The following is a 20,913-nucleotide window of genomic DNA, read 5'->3' on the forward strand; positions in this document are numbered from 1 at the left end:
CTTCCTCAAAATTTCATAGGGCAATGAAAGCTTGAAGAACAGCTTAACTTATTTAATTTTCAATTTTTACGAGGGACATTTTTTCATTATATGGTCTATTTCCTTTTGTTTGCATAGCACTATTGGCTTGTTGTATCCCATCGGCTTTTATATAATAAATATAATATTTACTAGTGTTTACATCATAAAAGAAATCTACATCACTACGACCTGAGGCTACGACCTTTTTGATAAATTCATTTCTTTTATTAATATCGCTATGTACTGCAATTATTAAATAGTAACCACTATCTACATTATTTATGTTTTTTAGAATTTTGATATTACTATTCTGTACTTCACCAAAATCAAAATCTTCTGATTTATAAGGTGTGTCTGCTAGAGTAGTGGTGCGTTTAATATTTTGAAGCATCGCTCTATCTTGGTCGTACCTATCGCTATCACTATCATAAACAGCACGTTTAATTCTGCGTCTTTTTTCGAACTCTGTAGCTATTCTAATATCCTCTAATCTAGAATCTAGTTTTTCTCTTACATCTAAAGCCTTTAATTGTTCCTCCGTTAATCGTTTAATTTCCTTTTTATAAAATAGATTTACTTCGTCTAACTCTGTATTCTTAATTTTAGAACGGTCATCAAAAAGTGATTTCAATTCGTCAATTTTATCACTTCGTGTTTTTATGACGTTGTCTAGATTCGACTTAATCGTATTTAACTTATTGTTTTCAGCTGTTACACTTTTAAAAGGTTTTGGAGCAACTGTAATGCCTTTATCGCTTAAGTCGTTTTCTTCTTTTAAGTCTTTTAGATCTTTATCTTTTATATCTATGATATCCTTAAGATCTTCTAATAATTTATTTTGTTCAGTTTTAGTCTGCTCAGCTTGTTCAGACAACTTTTTCATGGATTTACCTATGTCATCTGTAGGATTTGCAATTAAATCCGCTTTTGCCTTAGTTTCTTCATTGGAATTTTGTTCGGCTAATTCTTCTGCTTTTATTTTAGCTTCTTCCTGAGCCTTAGCATCTGCTATTTCTTTTGCTGCTTTTTCTTCAGCTTCTTTTACCTTTTGTTTTGCTAATGCTTTAGCTTGTTCAGCAGCTTCTTCTTTTGCACTCTGTTCAGCTAATTGTCTAGCAGTTTCTTCAGCCTGTTTTTTAGCTAATTCTTCTGCTTCTTCCTTAGCTTTTTGCTCGGCTAATTGCTTAGCTTTTAATGCGGCATCTTCTCTTGCTTTTTTCTCTTCTAATTGTTTGGCAATTTTATAACCGTCCTCCTTTGCTTTTTGTTCAGCGAGTTGTTTAGCCGTTTCTTCAGCTTGTTTTTTAGCTAATAATTCGGTTTGTATTCTTGTTTGCTCTTCCGCTTCTTCTTTAGCTTTTTGCTCTGCCATTTGTTTAGCTCTCGCTTCAGCCTCTAGCTTAACTTTTTGTTCTGCTTCTTTAGCTTTTTGCTCGGCTAATTTCTTAGCTTGTAAAGCAGCATCTTCTCTTGCTTTTTGTTCTGCTAATTGTTTAGCTTTAGCTTCAGCATCTTGTTTAGCTTGCTCTTCAGCCAATAGTTTTGCTTTTATTTCTGCTCTTTCTCTAGCTATTTTTTCTGCTTCAATTTTCGCTTTAGCTTCTGCCTCTTCTTTAGCTTTTTGTGCCTCTAGTTTTTTAATTTTTTGTTCTGCTTCTTTTCTAGCTTTCTCTGCAGCATCTTCTTTGGCTTTTTCTTCAGCTGCAATCTTAGCATCTGCATCAGCTTTGGCCTTAGCTGCTTCTTTAGCTTCACGATCTAGTTCCGCGATAACTCGTCTTTCTTCAGCTCTATCTCTAATTGCAGCTAACTCTTCGTCTGTCGCTTCAACTATTGGAGTAGTGCGCTTTTTTGTAAATAAACCGCTTACTTTTTCATCTCCGTTATACTTATATTCCTTTTTTGTAATAAATCTGTATGCTAATGAAACTTCATGTGAAGGTCCAAAATCCACAAATTGCCCAATAGCTTTTTCTACATTATATTCTAAAGCTATATTTTTAGATACATTTAATCCTAAGCCACCAGAAACGCCATATCGGTTATTATATCCTATTTGAAACCATATACCCTTTGGTACATTAAGGGAAGCTAAACCAGAAATAATTGTTTCTTCTTTCTGGAATTCTGACATTACTAAAGCAGTAAATTTAGTTTTCTCAAAAAAGCCACGTCCATTAAAATAACCTGTATGCATTACATGCGCTTGAATTCCTTGTCTTGGATCCTCTTCTATCATAGATGAGGTTTCAATATTATATAATACAAGATTGTTAACTGAAACACCAAAATCTAAAAACTCAGTACCGTAATTAATACCTGGGTTAACTGTTAATAGAAAATTTGATTGCACATTTTGAAGTGATGGATCATCAAAATTTGTGACTATGTTAGAGGAATTAACCCCGCTTTTATAAGCACCTATATTTAAGCCGAATGTTAAGTTTTTGTCTGTGTTTAACTTTACATTATAGGCGAAATTGAGCACACCTCCAAAGGTCGTTAGTACACCATAGTTTTGTTGAAAAGCTGAAATACCAGCACCAATGTTTTCTGCAAATCGACCAGAATAAGTTCCAAGTAATGTCTCAGGAGCATTGTCGAACTGAATATTCTCTCTCTTACTAGTAAAGTTTATAAACTTATTTTGTTGTCTTACAAAAGTAAAAGTTGGATTTATAGCAAAACGATTAAAAATAAGAGAGTTTCTTATTGGTAAATCAAAAGAAACTACACCGTCATCTGCTTGTGAATTAACTATCTGCATGGAACAGAATAATATGGTTATAATCAATAGTCTCTTCATCTTATTTAACTATTGTTATTGTTCCTTTTTTAACTTTACCATCTGTTGTTGTTATTATATAATAAAACAACTTGTTTACACTAGTTAAGTCTAAACTAGTTTCTGGCCAATTATTTTGATAATCTATAGTTTGAAAAACAAGCTTACCTTGTTCATTTAATATAACTATCTCAGTATTTGTTCCTGTAACATATTGTAATGGCAATACCCAAGTGTCATTAATTAAGTCGCCATTAGGACTAATAACATTTGGTATGTTATCTACGTCTGGAAAGGGTTCAATGCCTTGGTTTATTGTAAATTGATATACTCTCGATCCGTTACATCCACTAGATGTCTCAGATATTATAACTTCATAATCACCAAATTCAGTGGCATTATAGCTTGGTCCTGTGGCGCCAACAATAATTTGATTATCTAAAAACCATTCATATTCAGGACTAACAGCTGTACTTGTAATTTCAACTGAAAGCGTTTCACCTTCTAGCATATTATTGATCGGATCAATATTTATGTCGCTTTCAAAAAGCTCACTAATTAAGTCTATAGATCCTGAAGCCATACAATCACCTAAATCTACTTGTACTGAGAAGATACCAGACTCATTAGTTTGGTACATTTGGTTAGTAGCATCATCAATTTCGATTCCATCTTTAAACCATTGGTAACTATTTCCACCTAATGTTGTAAGTGTGGTTAAGCCTTGTTCTGGGCAATATGGATTTCCTAAACTCGATACAATAGATGCGTTAGCTTCACCAGAGCTATCGGCTTCACTTATGGTTACACGATTAGAAAATGAATCTGATGTACATGTACCATAATTGGTTTCTACAAAATATGTGCCTTCTTCATCAACTAATAGGGTTGTACCTTCTGAAACAAATACAGATGTTGTTGCACTTGTCTCTTTAAACCAGTTAAATGTAAGGGATGGATAATTTAATGGTGAATCGTTATTACCTGTACCAGGATCATCAATGGTTAAAAGATAACTTCCTCCGGTGCAATAAGCGCCTGTCGATACTAAATTATTAATTGTAAAAGGCGAATCTTGTTGTTTGTAATAAGCTGCAAAATCAGAAGAGGCTGCACTTGTTGCTATAGGCGCACTACTTTTTATTCGAATCTTGTAGCTTTCACCAGCAGTTGTTTCTGGTATAGAAAAATTTAATGTAGCTGGTGATGTTGTTATGTTCCCTGCACCAGAAGTGTAAATAACAGTTGGGCTGGAAAAATCGCCGTCAGAATCTGATAATTCTATTGTGAATTCATTTGAGGCGTTTAAAGCAGATTCTGGTGAAAACGTAAAAGTTGTACTATAGTTGTTAAATGAATTACTAGCACATGCTTGACTAAATCCTAAATTTGGAGTACCAATAACTATTTGAGCATTTACACTTGTTTGTAATACAACAAGTGTTAGACCAATACCAATTAAGATTTTTTGAGCAAATGTATTTTTAAGCATTAATAATGATTGTAATTATTTATTCTATAAGCTTTTATATTTGTTTACTTTAATTTTAAATATAATTGTAATATATATTTTATGATTTAAAATTTTCGGTTAATAGATTGCTCTTAGTCATCATCTTCATCATCATCGAAGTAATCGTTAGATGCTATAATTCTATTTACTTTTAATCTAAAATCTGGATATTTACTGTCTTTAGAATCAATGAATGTTTCTGAATCTGGTCCTTTAGAGTACAGATTGTTAAAGGCTCTACTACCATACCAACTTTCTAAGTCGTCATTATTACTAAATCCTTTTCTAAAGATGTTTCCGTTACAGTTATTAAAGTAAGTTCTAACAAACTGAATCTTTCTAAGATTAGCATCGTTTAGTTTTATTGTATTGTCTAGTATGACAGCAGGACTAAAGCCAGAAATTACGCTTTTATCAATTATAAAAGACACGTCATTTCCAATATATATCGCTTCTTTTACTAAACCCACATTAATATCAGATTCTAAATCCTCTGATAAATTTACAAGCGTTAAATTTTCTGCATTAACATAGGTTGAATTCTTAAGTGGATCTGAAGCTTCCTTGTTATCGTATGATTTTATATACATGCATCTAGAGCCTTCTGGACTAGATATGTATGGGTTTCTAACTGCAAGTGAATTTATAATGTTACACTGTGCTCCATAGTTGAATTGATAGTCGTTTTGATTGTTTTTGTATGATACTATTTTAACAAGTACAATATCACCGCCAAGAATATTATAAGCAGAACCTTCACAATAACTTACCATAACATTATATACTACAGTTTGTCTACCAACACCAGCAAGAGTAAGCCCACTAAAATTACCAAATGCTTTAGTCTTTTTACCAGCAAACTCAATTCTAACATATTTTAAAATACCAGAGTTACTTTCAATATTTTCTCCACCATATCCAATACTTTCAAAATTGCTCGGTTTTAGACCATAATTTAATGAAGCCTCGTTACCATAAGTGTTTATAGGAGCGTTGCCCAATATAAAAAGTCCTCCCCAATCACCAGGTTTTTTCACGCTCTTATTAGAGGTGAAAATAATAGGGTCGGTTTGTGTTCCTTCGGCTATAATTTTAGAACCTTTACTTATAGTAAGTGATCCTTTAGTTTTAAAGTCTCCAAGAATTACTGTTCCTGGTTCTATGATTAAGGTAGCATTATTTGTTACGAAAACATCGCCTAGTAGGAGGTATGTATTTCTTTTTGTGAGTGTTGTGTTTTGAGAAATATTTCCACTTAAAATTTGTGTAGCTTCTTCATAGTTAACACGACTTGGCCTGAACTCAGTCCATGAGTCTAACCAATTATCATATCCAATTATTCCTTTTTCTTGCTGAGCAATAGAATTGCTTATAGCCAATAGAAAAATAAGTGCGGTTGTAATAAAATTTTTCATTGCAGTTAAATTAATTTAGTTTGGGTTTGAAACTAATTACATCAAACATACAAATAAAACCCATGAAATACAATAAATTATCGATGAAATACACTTTTTTCATACATTAAAAAGAAATTTCTTACAAAAAATAATATTTAAATTAAGTGCAGCTATGATTTTATAAAAGATACTTAAACTTTTTGGTATTAAAACAAAAAAACCTCGCCAAAATTGACGAGGTATCACACAACTAAATAATAATCACTAACTAAATAATTTTAATCTTTAAATTCATTGTAGGTATGAAGTGATTTTAGGGTCTCTTCATAAAACAATATAGCCGCTATTAAATCATTTGTATCTGAGTAGGGCAGTATCTTTTTTTGAAATTCTATTGTGCTTTCAAAGTAAGTATCTGAGGCTTCAATATTTTCTTTTAATGCGTTTTTGTTCTCTTTTGTTTCTGGTATGCCAAGAGTTTCCATTGTTATACCCGGTTTAGTTGCAAATGCAATATTCGGTAATATGTTAACAATGACTTCTATGCGTTCTATATATAAAACAAGTAGATCTCCTTTAGGCATCTTATCTAGATCTTCACGACTGTGATATTTAGAAATATTTACTTTTCCACTAATAATGCTTTGAGAATCTTTTTTCTTCTGAGCATTTCCCAGGCTTATCATGAGTGAAAAAATTATACTTAATAAGGTAAGTTTAGTTTTCATGTTTATAATTTTGATTTGGACTTAACGGAACAAATCTATATAAATTTATATGAAAAACAACTAAAAATTGAATTTTTATGATATTTTTTTTAACACTTTAAATGCATAAAACTTGGACAAACTGCGTATTTAGTGGATTAAAAGCATATTTATTCGATGAAATACAAGTCATGATTTTCTAGCAAAACCTGTTAAAATATGACTTAAAAACATGAAGAAAAATGAGATTTATCAACTTATATATAATTTAAATGATGCAGTTTTCAATGTATTACAGTACGAATTTTTAGGTCTTTTAATCGATGAAATTTACACTTTAAATCACTTTATCGTAAAAATGAGGTATTGATATGATTTATAAGGATTTACAAATTATTTGAATGAAATTTGTTGTAACCCAAATCTTATTCTTATGAAAAATCTTATTCTAGTATTTTGCGTATTTTGTTTTTTTAGTGCTATTAACCCTCTTAATGCGCAAGAACTTTATTCAAATAATAGTCCAATTTACGATAGAGCTGAAGATCACCTTAACAATACAGATACCATTCCAGATTTTAGATCTAAGACTAATAAGCTTAAATTAAGTGGTACTATTTTTCAAAGTGATGGTGTTACACCAGCAGAAAATGTAATCGTATTTATAGAACAACCAGATGAAAACGGAGATTTCGATTTAAGACGGTCTGGTGATGATCGTTATGTGTTTCATAGAAGCTGGGTGAAAACAGACAAAGATGGTAAATACACCTTTTATACATTTGTGCCAGGTAACGACAGACGTTATAACAGAATGCAACAAATTTTTCCAATTATAAAGGAACAATCAAAGAATGAAGTTCAGTTAGAGTCTTTACTTTTTAATGATGATCCATTATTAACTAAGCGATGCAGAAAACGTTTAAATAAAAAAGGTGACGCTAAAAGAATTTTAACCACAAAGAAAATAGAAGGTATATTAGTAGCTCAAAAAGATATTGTATTGACGGATTATAAAGTATCCTCAAAATAAAAAAACTTTAATAAACTATTTCATAGAGTCTCAAGCTTAATGCTTGGGACTTTTTTCGTTTAATTATCTTAGATGTATTAAGAACTTATTTTATTTTCATTCCGCACAGCGAAAAAGCTATTACAAATATTTTAACTGTGATTTTAGGCTCTATTTATTTGACAATTTTAGATTAATCTATAACTATAATATCGCTTCAAACAACTCGCCAATTGCCAACATACACGGATTTATTTTGAGCCTAAGGTTTGGAAATGGCTACGGCTTGTAATAAAATCTAATACTATAAATTACAGTTTTTCCTACTTTTTGACTAAATATTAAATCAAAATCGCCTTATATCATTTATTTTTAATTGGAACGATAAAGATTATCAATAATCTCGATTTGATCTTAGTGCAGAATCTTTGGCAGTTATAAAAGGACTTTTAGACGCTATATTACTGGATCTTCGTTATCTAAAAAACTATACTAAACCTATCATTAAATATGGCTATCTACGCGCTATATCACCCACAAATTATATTCATGATGTATTTCAGCTTTACGAGCGGTAAAAACAGTTTAATCCATCAGACTAAATAACGTTTGCCTCATTCTTTTCAATAATTAGAATTGAAGATTGAAGTTTTGAACTTTATGATATAACTGTTCATTATTTAGAACTGATTTTTAATAAGGATATAACCGTTTTTTCCATCATCAAAAGAACAGTATTCTTACCTTTACCAAAATTAATTTTATGTCAAAAAAATTCTCCGATTTAGGAATTAATAATGCCTTAACGCATGCACTAGCGGATTTTCAGATAATGGTTCCAACAGATATTCAAGAGAAAACTATTCCTGTAGTACTAAAGAAAAAGGAAGATGTTGTAGCCTTGGCTAAAACAGGAACTGGTAAAACAGCTGCTTTCGGATTACCATTATTGCAACTAATAGACACGTCTAATGCCCAAATACAAGCCGTTATTTTAACGCCTACTAGGGAGTTAGGGCAACAAATCGGTAAGAATTTAGAGGCTTTCACAAAGTATTCACCAGAAATTTCTATAGCTACAGTTTGTGGTGGTATACCTATTAAACCACAGATAGAACGTTTACAAAGTCCAACACATATTGTTGTTGCAACGCCGGGTCGTCTGGCTGACTTAGTAAAACGCAACGCTGTTGATATTTCTAGTATTACATATTTTATATTAGATGAGGCTGATGAAATGGTTAGTGCGCTAAAGGAGGGTTTAGATGCTATAATTAAAGAAATTCCAAAATCTAGACGTACATTATTGTTTACAGCAACGATGCCAGGCACAATTAAGCAATTAATTCAGAACTATATGTCCAAACATGTAGTTCATATTGAGGTAGATATGTCAACTCTTGGACACCAAGGTATAAATCATCAATATGTAGTTGTAGAACCAATAGAAAAGTTAGATGTTTTACTTCATTTTTTAAATGCTAGATTAGGGCAACGTGGTATTATATTTTGCAAGACAAAAGCCGCAGTTAATAAACTAGGAAAGAATTTGGCTATCAATAAATTTTCTTCAGGTTCACTTCACGGTAGTTTAAGCCAAGGGATTAGAGATCGTATAATGGGACAATTTAGAGAAGGGCATATTGATATTTTGGTTGCTACTGATTTAGCCGCAAGAGGATTAGATGTTAAGGAGGTTGCTTATGTAGTTAATTACCACTTACCAGACACTTATGATGCGTATGTGCATAGAAGTGGTAGAACGGCTAGAGCAGGTGCAAAGGGCTTAGCGATTACAATTTTACAACAAGAAGAAGTTATAGATATTGCTGACTTTGAAGACGAATTAGGGATTCATTTTTCTGAAATAAAAAAGGCAGATGCCCAAAGTATAGAAGAAAATAAGATAATATTATGGGCGAAAAAGATATTTAAAACAAAACCTAATCGTAATATTTCGGAGCACCTCCGTAAAGAGGTTAGAACGATGTTTCATCATTTAACAAAAGAGGAACTGATTGAAAAAATATTGGCAAAACAAATAGCTGAAACATCATTAAGTCATGCTAAAAGTGAAGGTGAACGACCTAAAAAAAAGAAGCTTTAATTTAAAGATTTTAAGATTGCTATAGCATAGGTTGTAAAGTATTCCAAACGGTATTTGCAACAATTTTATGACCTTCAACAGTTGGGTGAATGCCATCATTTTGGTTTAATTCAGCAATGCCACCCACGTCTTTTAAAATAAATGGGATAAAAGCTAAACTATTTTGAGCTGCGATATCAACAAAAAGCTGTCTGAATTCTGAAGTGTAATCTTGACCCATGTTTGGCGGTAATTCCATACCTGCCAAGATGATTTTAGTTTCAGGACTTTTAGATTTCACAACATCAATAATAGTTTGTAAATTCAATCGGGTTTCAGATAAAGGTACACCACGCAAACCGTCATTTGCACCAAGTTCTAATATAAATATTTCAACAGCCTGATTCATAACCCAGTTAATACGACTTTTTCCTCCAGCAGTAGTTTCACCACTTAATCCGGAATTAACAACAGTATAGTTTAAATTTAAAGTATCTATTTTTTTTTGTAAAACCCCAGGAAACGCATCTTGGCTATCATCTAGGCCATAACCAGCAGTAATACTATCCCCAAAACACAAAATGGTTTGTGGTTTTGTTTCTACACGCTCAGTTTCTTCATTGATTTCTGTAGTCACTTTTTCTTCAGTAGTTTTTTTTGATGAATTATCTGCACAACCTAGTAAACAAAAAGCTATAATAAAATAACAAAACTTTAAGGATTTATGTACCGCTGTAATTGGTAGAATTAATTGCAATTGATTATTTTGAGCCTTCGACATTTTTGTCCTTTAAATTTATAATTCGCATGTCAAAGATATTAAAGATTACTGGGTTAGAAAAGACTTATACCAGTGGTAACAAACAATTAACGGTTTTGCAAAACATCTCTTTCGATGTTGAAAAAGGACAAACCTTTTCTATCGTTGGGCCTTCTGGTAGTGGCAAAACAACATTATTAGGTATCTGTGCAGGATTAGATCAACCCAATGCAGGTACAGTAGAACTGTGCGGACAAGATTTAAATAGGCTTAATGAAGATGAACGTGCGCAATTACGAAATAAAGAAGTAGGATTCATTTTTCAGAATTTTCAGTTGTTACCAACATTAACGGCCTTAGAAAATGTGAGCGTGCCTTTAGAATTACAAGGGGCAAAAAACGCAACAGTAACGAGTAAGGATCTTCTTCAAAAAGTGGGTTTAGGCAAGCGTATGCATCATTATCCGTCACAACTATCGGGTGGAGAACAACAGCGCGTGGCTTTAGCTAGAGCATTTGCCAATGCACCTTCTATTTTATTTGCGGATGAACCAACTGGTAATTTAGATGAAGAAACAGGGGAGAAAGTCATAAAGTTACTTTTCGATTTAAATAAAGAAGCAGGTACAACGCTTGTTATTATTTCTCACGATTTAGAATTAGCCAATCGTACACAGCAGATTCTTCGACTTAAAGGAGGTCAAATATTAACAAATCAACCAACTTCTGCACTTTGAGTTCATCTAAACTAAATATATCTTGGCTTTTTAAGATGGCATGGAGAGATGCTAAAGCTAGTCGTGTGCGTCTGTTTTTGTTTATGGCATCCATAATTTTAGGAATAGCTGCTGTAGTATCTATTCAATTATTTAGCACTAATTTAAAGGATAATATCAAGCGTCAGTCCAAATCTTTAATGGGAGCTGATTATATTATTGATTCGAGACAAGTGCCGACAGAACGTGCGCAAGCTATCATAGACTCATTACAACCCGATGCATCTGAGGTAAATTTTGTGTCCATGATTGCCTTTCCAAAAAATGGAGGCACTAAGTTGGTTAAAGTTAGAGGATTAGATGGAGCGTTTCCTTTTTACGGAACTATAGACACGCAACCATCATCAGCGTCAAGAACTTATCAAGATTCAGGTGGAGCATTAGTTGATGCGACTTTGTTGTTGCAATTTAATATCAAACCTGGAGATTCTATTAAAGTTGGTAAGTTAGTTTTACCTATTTCTGGGGCTCTAAAAGCTATACCTGGAAGTACAGCCATATCCACATCTGTAGCACCACCAATTATAATTCCTTATCGTTTTATTGAAGATACAGAGTTATTACAATTTGGAAGTCGAAAAGAATATCAATTTTTCTATAAAGCTTCTGACACTTTAGATTTAGATAATTTTGAAAAAATAATAGATCCATTACTCGATAATGAAAAAGCAGATTTAGATACACATACGAGTACAAGTAGACGTTTAGGAAGACGTTATGATAATGTTGGTAAATTCCTTAATCTGGCAGCATTTATTGCATTATTACTAGGTTGTATTGGTATCGCCAGCTCAGTTCATATCTATATTAAAGAAAAACTGAAAGCCATTGCAGTTTTAAAATGTATGGGAGCTTCACGTTTACAGAGTTTTTTAATTTTCTTAATTCAAATTGCAGGAATAGGGATAATTGGAGGTTTAATAGGGTCGCTCATTGGTGTTGGTCTTCAAGAACTATTTCCTTATATACTCCAAGAGTTTTTGCCCTTTACCGTCGAAATTACAATCTCTGCTCAACCTATATTAATAGGTATATGTTTAGGTTTATTTATGTCTATATTATTTGCCTTACTACCTTTATTGAGAACGTGGTATGTTTCGCCTTTAGAGGTTTTACGAGTTAATCAATCAGCAAAGCAAGAACCAAAAAGCGTACGTTTTATGGTTTTTACTGGGATTTTAGTTTTTCTTTTCGTTTTCTCGTATTGGCTCATCGGAAAAGCGTCTTTTGCACTAGGTTTTGTATTTGGAACTTTAGTTACTTTTTCTGTTTTAGCTGGTATTGCGATGCTTACTATTAAATTGATTAGACAGTTTTTTCCAAAACGATGGGGTTTTACAGCGCGCCAGAGCTTACTTAATTTATTTAGACCTAATAACCAAACCGTTGTACTTGTTGTTGCTATTGGTTTGGGGACATTTTTAATCAGTACTTTATATTTCACAAAAGATATTTTATTGTCAAAAACAGAGATTGGTGAAACAGCCGAGACTGCTAATATTATCATCTTAGATGTTCAAAGTGAGCAGCGTGATGCAGTTGCCAAACGTATTACAGCAAACAGTCTACCAATTTTAAATAATATACCATTGGTAACCATGCGTATGCATAAAATCAAGGATCAATTGGTAAATGATTTACGTCAAGACACAACACGACAAGTAAGAGGTTGGATTTTAAACCATGAGTTTAGAACAACTTACCGTGATACGCTTATTGCTTCAGAAGAATTAATAGATGGAGAATGGTATTCTAATGCATCACCTGGCGAAATTGTGCCGATTTCAATCTCAGATAATTTAGCTGCAGATGCAAGAGTTTCTGTTGGAGATACTATTGTTTTTAATGTACAAAGTGTTCTTATGGAAACCAAAGTTGGCAGTATTCGTAAAGTAGATTGGGGCCAACTACAATTAAATTTCTCTATCGTATTTCCTAAAGGTGTTTTAGAAAAAGCCCCGCAATTTAATGTTTTTACAACAGCTGCGCCAGATGAAATAAGCTCTGCTAATTTACAGCGTGATTTGGTGGCACAGTTTCCAAATGTTTCAGTAATAGATTTGCGACAAGTATATACTATTATTGAAGATATTTTAGACAAGGTGGCTTGGATTATTAATTTTATGGCATTTTTCAGTATTCTTACAGGTATTGTCGTACTTATAGGTTCTGTAAGAACCAGCAAATATCAGCGTGTTAAAGAGAGTGTACTTTTGAGAACGCTGGGAGCAAAGAACAAGCAAATATTACAAATTTCTGCTTTCGAATATGTGTTTTTAGGTCTACTTGGAAGCTTAGTTGGTATTATTTTAGCTTTAGCAGGTAGTTTATGTTTAGCACTATTTGTATTTAAGGCACCTTTTGTACCATCGCTAATTCCGTTTTCAATTTTCTTGCCAGGCATAACTTTACTTGTAGTATGTATTGGATTAAGTAATATCCAAACTGTACTTAGAAGTTCTCCACTAGAAGTTTTAAGAAGAGAAGGCTAAAATATTAATAGTGAACGTTTTTATTTTAGTGTTTCTACAAATGGTATACTTACTTTTGTTCGTACGTTGCAAGTTCTAGCGAATAGATTTTCTTAGCAACAACATATGAATTAAGGTTATGGCAAATCAGATAAAGGGGCAACAAGAAATTCTTGAAAAGTTACATATTTATGAACTTAATGCAATGCAACATCAGGCATTGGAAGCTATAGATAAAAGTGAAAAAACAATACTATTGTCTCCGACTGGTACAGGAAAGACTCTGGCGTTTTTATTACCGTTATTAGATCAATTAGATCCTAAAATAGAGGAAGTCCAAGCACTAATTGTTGTGCCATCTAGAGAACTTGCAATACAAATTGAAACTGTAGTTAGAAATATGGGCTCTGGTTACAAAGCGAATGCCATTTATGGTGGTCGTGCTATTTCTAAAGACAAAATAGAATTGAAGCATACACCAACTATTTTAATAGGTACACCAGGTCGTTTGGCTGATCATTTTGAGCAGGCACGCTTTACTACTAAATACATTAAGACTTTAGTTATTGATGAGTTCGACATATCGATAGAAGTTGGGGCAGGTGGTGAGATGAAATTCATAATGAGTTATTTAGCCAATGTTACTAAACGCATTTTAACGTCTGCAACTCAAGGTGCTTCGATTCCGAAGTACTTAAATATGGAAGGTGCTAAAACCTTAAATTTCTTAACACAAAAACAAAGTGCTAAACTAGAGGTTAAAACTGTAGTTTCGCCATCAGCAAACAAACACAATACTTTAGTTGATTTATTGCATCACGTAGGAAGTGAACCTGGTATTGTCTTTTGCAATACTAAAGAACGTCTCGAAGATTTGAGTCGGTTTTTAGATAAAAAAAATATAGCACATACATGTTTTTATGGAGGCATGGAGCAACGCGAACGTGAGCGTGCTTTAATAAAATTACGAAACGGAAGTGTTTCAGTACTTGTGGCAAGTGATTTAGCTGCGCGTGGTATTGATATACCTGAGATGGGTTATATTATACATTACGAAATTCCTATAGCAATACAAGAATATACACATAGAAATGGTAGAACAGCCAGAGTAAATTCTAAAGGAGCAGCTTATTTAATAAAGGGAGAGCGTGAAGTATTTCCAGATTTTATAGGTAAATCACAAACCATTAAGTTGAATACCGCAACACATATAAAACCACCGTTTTGGACCACTTTATTTATTTCTGGTGGTCGAAAAGATAAAATTTCTAAAGGTGATATTGCTGGCTTATTTTTTAAACAAGGTGGTATTTCAAAAGATCAATTGGGAGTTATTGAATTAAAACCAGATTGTGCTTTTGTTGCCGTGCCAAAGACTATTTCAGAGACTTTAGTTGACAAATTGAATAATGTACGTTTAAAGAAGAAAAAAGTGAGAGTTTATGCTATATAATTTTTAAATAAATAATGCAAAAACCAAGTTCTAAAACCTTAATAATTTTAGCATTTATCGCCATCTATGTTATTTGGGGATCGACATATTTACTCAATAAAATTGCGGTTACAGAACTACCGCCGTTATTTCTGGCTTCAATCCGCTTTTTTAGCGCAAGTATATTAATTTTTGCTATTGCCAAAGCTTTTAAATTCAGTCTTAAAATCACTAAAAAACAGCTATTAAATTCTACTATAGTTGGTTTTCTGTTTTTAGTATATGGAAATGGTGTTTTTGTTTGGGCCTTAAAATATGTCGATAGCGGTTTTGGTGCTTTATTGGCGTCTACACAACCCTTGTTTGTTTTATTACTTATGCGAATTATGGATAAGAAGAAAATGCGTCCTAAATCTTTAATAGGCGTTGCTTTGGGTATCATAGGTATGTATCTGCTGGTAAGCCAGAAAGAATTGGTCACTAACGAAAAAACCTTACTAGGAATCTTCATGATTTTCACTTGTGTTTTAAGTTGGAGTTATGGTGGCGTATTTGTTGCTAAGGCTGACGTACCAAAAAATTATTTTGTGAGTTCTGGTTATCAGATGGCCATTGCAAGTATAATATTAGCCTTTACAAGTCTTTCATTGGGAGAAACTTGGACATCTCCATTAGACTGGAGCTTTAAAGTGCAATTAGTAATGGTAGCTCTAATTGTATTTGGTGGTATTGTTGCTTTTACTGCATTTAATTACCTTTTAAAGCAGGTTTCAACAGAGAAAGTTGCCACATCTGCATACGTAAATCCTATTGTAGCAATGATATTAGGTTGGTACGTTTTAGACGAAACATTAAGTGCTCAATCTATAATAGCAGCTTCTGTTTTACTTACGGGTGTTTATTTTATTACAACTCGCAAGAAAGAAGGCATTTAAAAAGACAGCGAATCTATAATTTCATTAAACGCGGTCGTAGAATTTTCTGAATATCAATATTATCTTTCTGAGGAATTAGAAAGGTTTGTAAATCATCAATATGGCTTATAGTTTCTGTTTTCTCAATAAAACCGTAACCCATATAATCACCGCCCTTAATTAATACAAAGGCTTCTTCATTTGAAGTTCTACCTTTTTCCTTAAAGACTATATCATCTTTATGATCTGAAATATCGTAAATAGCTTCGAGGACTCTGTTATTATAAGCTTCAACCGATTCTTTGTTACGACAAATACCATTACAATTTTTAATACTATAGTGTGAGCACTCAGAAACCGCTTCTTGTAGGTGACAATATTTAGGACATAAATTATATTTCGCACAGAGCTTTTCCATAAAAGAACGAACATCTCTAACGTTATAAAATGTAATTATTGGATTTGGTACTAAACGCCCTTTATTACTTGCTAAATGAAGAATACCTTTACGATCTTCATACGAGAAGATTGAAAACGACTGAATGGTCCGCTTAGCGGCTTTATTGTAAATAGGGAAGTGGTGTTTAATTGCCGCATCTTCCATTAATAAAGCAACTAATTCACTTCCAGAGATCTCAAAATCTATATCACCAGTTTCCCTCACCATATCTTGGGCTTTTTTAGTCTTGCTATAGAAATGACTTAGTACACGTTTCTTAATGTCTTTTGCTTTACCAACGTAAATAACCTTCCCTTTCTTATTCTTAAAATAATAAATACCTGCTGAGTTAGGTAAGGCTTCAAAACTCGATTTGGGTAAGTTAGGAGGTAAGGTTGCTTCTCTCGAATTTTTATTAAGAAATTCAGAAAATACAGCGTCAGCTTCAGGTTGTTTTAATAGTAATTCAAAAAGAATAGTTGTGGCTTCTGCATCACCTCTTGCTCTATGTCTGTCAACAAGATTTATGTTTAAATCATTGCACAATTTCCCTAAACTATATGAGCGATGTCCTGGCAATAGCTTTCGTGATAATCTAACTGTACAGAGTTTTTTTCTCGTAAAATCAATACCTAAGCGTTTAAACTCGCCATTAATAACGTTAAAATCAAAATTCACGTTGTGTGCTACAAAAATTGCATCTGATGTAATACTGAGAATATCTTGGGCTATGTCTTCAAAATAAGGAGCATCAGCAACTAAGGCGTTATCAATACCTGTTAATGCAGTAATATGTTCAGGAATGTAGCTATTAGGATTAACTAATGATGTAAACTCATCTATAACAGCAGTGCCATCGTATTTAAAAACAGAAATTTCGGTCATTCGATTGCCTTGTCCTGTAGTTTCAACATCGATGATGGTATAAATCATTTATTAGATTTTCTGTGTTTTAGAAGCTACTGCAATTTAATAGTTTTTGTTTAAATTTTGAAGATTTTGATTGTACTAACTTTACCTTATTTAAGAATATAAAATTAGGAAAACACCAATCATTATACCGAGGAGTGGAATAAGTTTTTTACGTTTGTTTTGTTCCTTAAAAACCAAGCCACCAATGACAACTGCAATTAATATTTGACTTCGTTTTATGGCTGATAATAGCATAATTAACGCATCAGGATCTTGTAAGGCCTTAAAATAAAAATAATCTGCAGCAACTAATAATATGCCAACGGCAATAATAGTCCATCGAAATTGAAATGCTTTTCGTTTTTCTTTATAAGGAAACCAGGTAACCGACAAAATAACCATAAGAATGAGCACTGTATACCAACAGAACCAAAATTGAAGTGTTTGTGGACTTAGGTCTAAATTTTGAATTAAAAATTTATCATACAAGCCACTAGAAGCACCTAGAAAAGTGGCGCCAATGATTGCAAATATCCACTTGTTACGTTTAAAAATAATACCTTCTTTTTTTCCGATTCTAGAGTAGAGTAGTACAGAACCAATGATAAGAAAGAACCCAATCCATTGTAAAATATTTGGTCGTTCTTGGTATATTAAAATAGCACCAATAAAGGTAAAAAATGGACCAGCTGATCGTATTGGTGTTACAATAGTAATTGGCAAGTGTTTCAGAGCTTGGTAGGCTAAAACCCAAGAAGACGCCATTATTGCAGATTTGATAGCTATGAAGCCATGTGTTTTCCAAGGAATGTTAGAAATGTAAAGCTGTGTCGTAAGCATGTAGTCTTCATAAAACACAGAACCTAAATACAACGGTAATAGCAGTAAAAAACCCGAAGATATTGTACCTAGCAATACAGGGAAAACCTCATTACCTCGCACTGCATGTTTTTTACATAAATTATGTAGTCCTAAAAATAAAGCCGCTAAAAGTCCTAGATACATCCACATAATGCGCGCGAAGATATTAGAATTTTAAAAAGTACTTACATGCCTATTGCGTTATTTTGTGCAAATCGGACTATAAAATTCGAAAATTTTAATAGTGTTACTATTTTTTTACTTTAATCGGTTTTAATCTTATAAAACCAATAGCATCCAACACTCTTATAATTAAATAGGTGATATCTATTTCGTACCATTTTACACCAAAATTAGCACGGCTGGCATGCTTATGATGGTTGTTGTGATAGCCTTCTCCCATCATTAAAAAATCAAAGCGAAACAGATTTTTGCTGGTGTTTTTCATTTTAAAATTCACATAACCATAAATATGTCCAAACCAATTAATAATAACACCATGTATTGGTGCCATTAAAAATGTAATTGGGAGTAATAGCCATTGCCACCAAGTGGTCACAAAAAACACAAAGAATAGAATATAAAGCGAAATCCAAAGAATTCTTGACAAACGCGAACTAGCAAAAGCATCAAATGTTTTCCATTGCGGTACATTTTTAGTGAAGCGCTCGTCAATTGTAATACGTTGTTTATTAATATCCTGGTAGATAGTTTTGGTTTTCCACATCATTGCAAAAAGATTAGCATCATGCGACGGAGAATGCGGATCGTTCTCTGTATCTGTATAGGCATGGTGCATGCGATGCATAATACCATAACCATAGGCACTTAAATAGCTCGAACCTTGAAAAATCCAAGTAAGAACAAAGGTTATACGTTCCATAGTCTTAGACATTGTAAAGACTTGGTGTGCTGCATAGCGGTGTAAAAAGAAAGATTGAAAAAACAAACCTCCATACCAAAGCACCAAAACAAAAACAACTATCGCCATAACTTTTTTTTGCAAAGGTAATTTGATGCTACTTGCCAAACAATGAACCTAAATCAATTAAATGGGTTTTATAAACGCTTACGAATTCGACTTAGAGCTTGTGCAGTAACTCCGATATAAGAGCTGATATATTTTAGAGGAATTATTTTTAATAACTCCGGACGTTCTTTAAACAATTTTAAATAACGCTGCTCAGCAGTTAGGTTGAGTAAATTTTGCTCACGTTTAGATTTTAATAAGAACAGTCGTTCTGCTGTTAATCTACCGATAAGATTACCGATTTGAGTATGTGTATATACCAATTGTAAATCGTCATAAGTTATACTTAGAATGGTTGTATCTGTAAGTGCTTGCAATTGATAAGCCGAAGGAGTTTGTGTTAAAAAAGAATCATAGGCACTAATAAATTGGTCCTTAAAGCTAAAACCAAAGGTGATTTCTTTTTCCGGATTGTCTTTTGGGATAAATAAACGTACCACACCAGATTCTATAAAAGAGATGTGATTTTCTATGGCATTCAATTTTAGAAAAATGCTTTTCTTTTTAATAATTCGGCGTTGTAATTTGGACGTAAAATAGTCCCAATCTGCTTGCGATATATCTGCTATTTTATCTAAATACGCTTTAATTTGTTCCAATTTTAATCCTCTTGAATTTAGAAATCAAAGATATGGATTGTGGTTTTAATCAACTAGTTTTATTATAAAGATGCTCCTTACTTTAGGATTTTCGATATTAAGAATTGATCCATAAATTTTAGATTTTTAAGTGCATCTGCAAACAATTTCTAATCTCATGGCGCAACGGTATTAAACAAATACTATAAATTTATTACATTTACTGTATGTCAAAATCTTTACCAAAAATCACGTTCAAATCACGAATTGAATTAGATATAGAGGTAATGACGTTGTCTGAAACCTACCAAAAGCTAAAAGGAATTGATGACCATGACCCTTTTAAGGCTCATAAAATTCAATTTTATTTTATTGTAGTTGTAAGTAAGGGATCTTACAAACATTATGTTGATTTTCAGTTTTATAATTTAAATGAAGGGAGTGTTTTATTTATTGCAAAAAATCAAGTCCACCATTTTACAGAAAACATGAAACATGCTGAAGGATTTTGTATTGTTCTAAATAGTGTATTTTTTGAACAACATTATTTCTTGTCTAAAAATGTCAATTTAAATCGGTTATATAATTACCATTTAGAATCGCCAGTAATCCATAAAGAAGACCTCGGCGAAGACAACTTTGTTGGAGTTGCGCATACGTTGTATAATGAATATCATTTTGATAATAATTTTCTCAAAGGAGATATGTTAAGAGCTTTACTTCAAGTTTTTTTGCTAAAGGCAGAGCGCGCAAAAGAAAATAAGGCAATTAACAGTGCTAAAATCCACTGGCTAGAGACGTTTAGTGATTTTAAAAATATGCTTCAAACAGATTATATAATCACCAGAAGCTCTAGAGCTTATGCCTCAAAATTATTTATTTCATATAAACTTCTTAATGATATTTTAAAAGAGCTGACGGGTAAAACAGTTAAATCTTTTATTGATGATTTTGTTACTATGGAAATAAAGCGCTATTTGGTATCTACCTCCTTGTCTATAAAAGAAGTTAGTTATAAAACCGGATTTGAAGAGCCTGCAAATATGATTAAATTCTTCAAAAAAAATACTCAGAAAACACCACTTCAGTTTAGAAGCCAATTTTAATCTTTGGTAACACTTTCACTATTTTTTGATTTACTTGTATAATCATTACACTTTAGTCTAACTATATCTTTGTGGTATAGAATAACTAAACTAGTTATTACAATAAATTAAAA

Annotated in this window: 16 protein-coding genes; 7 read left to right on the top strand and 9 right to left on the bottom strand. The window is 32.6% G+C overall.

Going from position 1 to position 20,913, the window contains the following annotated elements:
- Positions 1–52: 52 nt before the first annotated feature.
- From ACFWU4_RS12990 to ACFWU4_RS13005, 4 genes are all read right to left on the bottom strand, one after another.
- On the bottom strand, positions 53–2,827 hold the full coding sequence (locus ACFWU4_RS12990; RefSeq protein ID WP_411128562.1) for a PorP/SprF family type IX secretion system membrane protein: 2,775 nt from the start codon (positions 2,825–2,827) through the stop codon (positions 53–55).
- Between the two features lies 1 nt (position 2,828).
- Positions 2,829–4,298 carry a gliding motility-associated C-terminal domain-containing protein gene (locus tag ACFWU4_RS12995; protein WP_411128564.1) on the bottom strand — a complete coding sequence of 490 codons (1,470 nt, stop codon included), beginning with the start codon at positions 4,296–4,298 and terminating at the stop codon, positions 2,829–2,831.
- Between the two features lie 113 nt (positions 4,299–4,411).
- The gene (locus ACFWU4_RS13000; RefSeq protein ID WP_411128566.1) at positions 4,412–5,734 is read right to left on the bottom strand and encodes a hypothetical protein; all 1,323 of its coding nucleotides are present in this window, start codon (positions 5,732–5,734) and stop codon (positions 4,412–4,414) included.
- A gap of 260 nt (positions 5,735–5,994) precedes the next feature.
- Complete coding sequence (locus ACFWU4_RS13005; protein WP_411128568.1) at positions 5,995–6,402, bottom strand: hypothetical protein; 408 nt, start codon at positions 6,400–6,402, stop codon at positions 5,995–5,997.
- Between the two features lie 454 nt (positions 6,403–6,856).
- On the opposite strand from ACFWU4_RS13005, the gene ACFWU4_RS13010 reads away from it, so the two are divergent.
- Together ACFWU4_RS13010 and ACFWU4_RS13015 are read left to right on the top strand one after the other, a co-directional pair.
- The gene (locus ACFWU4_RS13010; RefSeq protein ID WP_411128570.1) at positions 6,857–7,456 is read left to right on the top strand and encodes a hypothetical protein; all 600 of its coding nucleotides are present in this window, start codon (positions 6,857–6,859) and stop codon (positions 7,454–7,456) included.
- Positions 7,457–8,198: 742 nt separating this feature from the next.
- Positions 8,199–9,542, top strand: a complete 1,344-nt coding sequence (locus ACFWU4_RS13015; protein WP_411128572.1) for a DEAD/DEAH box helicase — start codon at positions 8,199–8,201, stop codon at positions 9,540–9,542.
- A gap of 19 nt (positions 9,543–9,561) precedes the next feature.
- Here the strand turns inward: ACFWU4_RS13015 and ACFWU4_RS13020 are convergent, their stop codons facing one another.
- A complete protein-coding gene (locus ACFWU4_RS13020) occupies positions 9,562–10,302 on the bottom strand; it encodes an arylesterase (protein WP_411128574.1) in 741 nt (246 codons plus the stop codon).
- A 26-nt stretch (positions 10,303–10,328) separates the two neighbouring features.
- On the opposite strand from ACFWU4_RS13020, the gene ACFWU4_RS13025 reads away from it, so the two are divergent.
- The 4 genes from ACFWU4_RS13025 (at position 10,329) to ACFWU4_RS13040 (ending at position 15,895) form a co-directional block, all read left to right on the top strand.
- Positions 10,329–11,018 (top strand): ABC transporter ATP-binding protein, encoded by a 690-nt coding sequence (locus tag ACFWU4_RS13025; protein ID WP_411128576.1) that lies wholly within the window; start codon positions 10,329–10,331, stop codon positions 11,016–11,018.
- Between the two features lie 35 nt (positions 11,019–11,053).
- Positions 11,054–13,549 carry an ABC transporter permease gene (locus ACFWU4_RS13030; RefSeq protein WP_411128926.1) on the top strand — a complete coding sequence of 832 codons (2,496 nt, stop codon included), beginning with the start codon at positions 11,054–11,056 and terminating at the stop codon, positions 13,547–13,549.
- A gap of 118 nt (positions 13,550–13,667) precedes the next feature.
- On the top strand, positions 13,668–14,981 hold the full coding sequence (locus ACFWU4_RS13035) for a DEAD/DEAH box helicase (protein ID WP_411128578.1): 1,314 nt from the start codon (positions 13,668–13,670) through the stop codon (positions 14,979–14,981).
- A 14-nt stretch (positions 14,982–14,995) separates the two neighbouring features.
- Complete coding sequence (locus tag ACFWU4_RS13040; protein WP_411128580.1) at positions 14,996–15,895, top strand: EamA family transporter; 900 nt, start codon at positions 14,996–14,998, stop codon at positions 15,893–15,895.
- Between the two features lie 13 nt (positions 15,896–15,908).
- On the opposite strand, the gene ACFWU4_RS13045 is transcribed toward ACFWU4_RS13040, so the two are convergent.
- The 4 genes from ACFWU4_RS13045 to ACFWU4_RS13060 form a co-directional block, all read right to left on the bottom strand.
- A complete protein-coding gene (locus tag ACFWU4_RS13045; RefSeq protein ID WP_411128582.1) occupies positions 15,909–17,246 on the bottom strand; it encodes an exonuclease domain-containing protein in 1,338 nt (445 codons plus the stop codon).
- Positions 17,247–17,336: 90 nt separating this feature from the next.
- Positions 17,337–18,236, bottom strand: coding sequence for an EamA family transporter (locus ACFWU4_RS13050; RefSeq protein ID WP_411128584.1), 900 nt, complete (start codon positions 18,234–18,236; stop codon positions 17,337–17,339).
- Positions 18,237–18,336: 100 nt separating this feature from the next.
- The gene (locus ACFWU4_RS13055) at positions 18,337–19,077 is read right to left on the bottom strand and encodes an acyl-CoA desaturase (RefSeq protein WP_411128586.1); all 741 of its coding nucleotides are present in this window, start codon (positions 19,075–19,077) and stop codon (positions 18,337–18,339) included.
- Between the two features lie 68 nt (positions 19,078–19,145).
- Entirely contained in the window at positions 19,146–19,715 is a 570-nt protein-coding gene (locus ACFWU4_RS13060) for a Crp/Fnr family transcriptional regulator (protein WP_411128588.1), read from the bottom strand.
- Between the two features lie 206 nt (positions 19,716–19,921).
- Between ACFWU4_RS13060 and ACFWU4_RS13065 the strand changes: the two genes are divergently transcribed.
- Positions 19,922–20,800, top strand: coding sequence for an AraC family transcriptional regulator (locus ACFWU4_RS13065; RefSeq protein ID WP_411128590.1), 879 nt, complete (start codon positions 19,922–19,924; stop codon positions 20,798–20,800).
- The last annotated feature ends 113 nt before the right edge of the window (positions 20,801–20,913 follow it).

This window comes from Winogradskyella sp. PE311 (assembly GCF_046545555.1).
In the GTDB taxonomy this organism is placed as follows: Bacteria; Bacteroidota; Bacteroidia; order Flavobacteriales; family Flavobacteriaceae; genus Winogradskyella.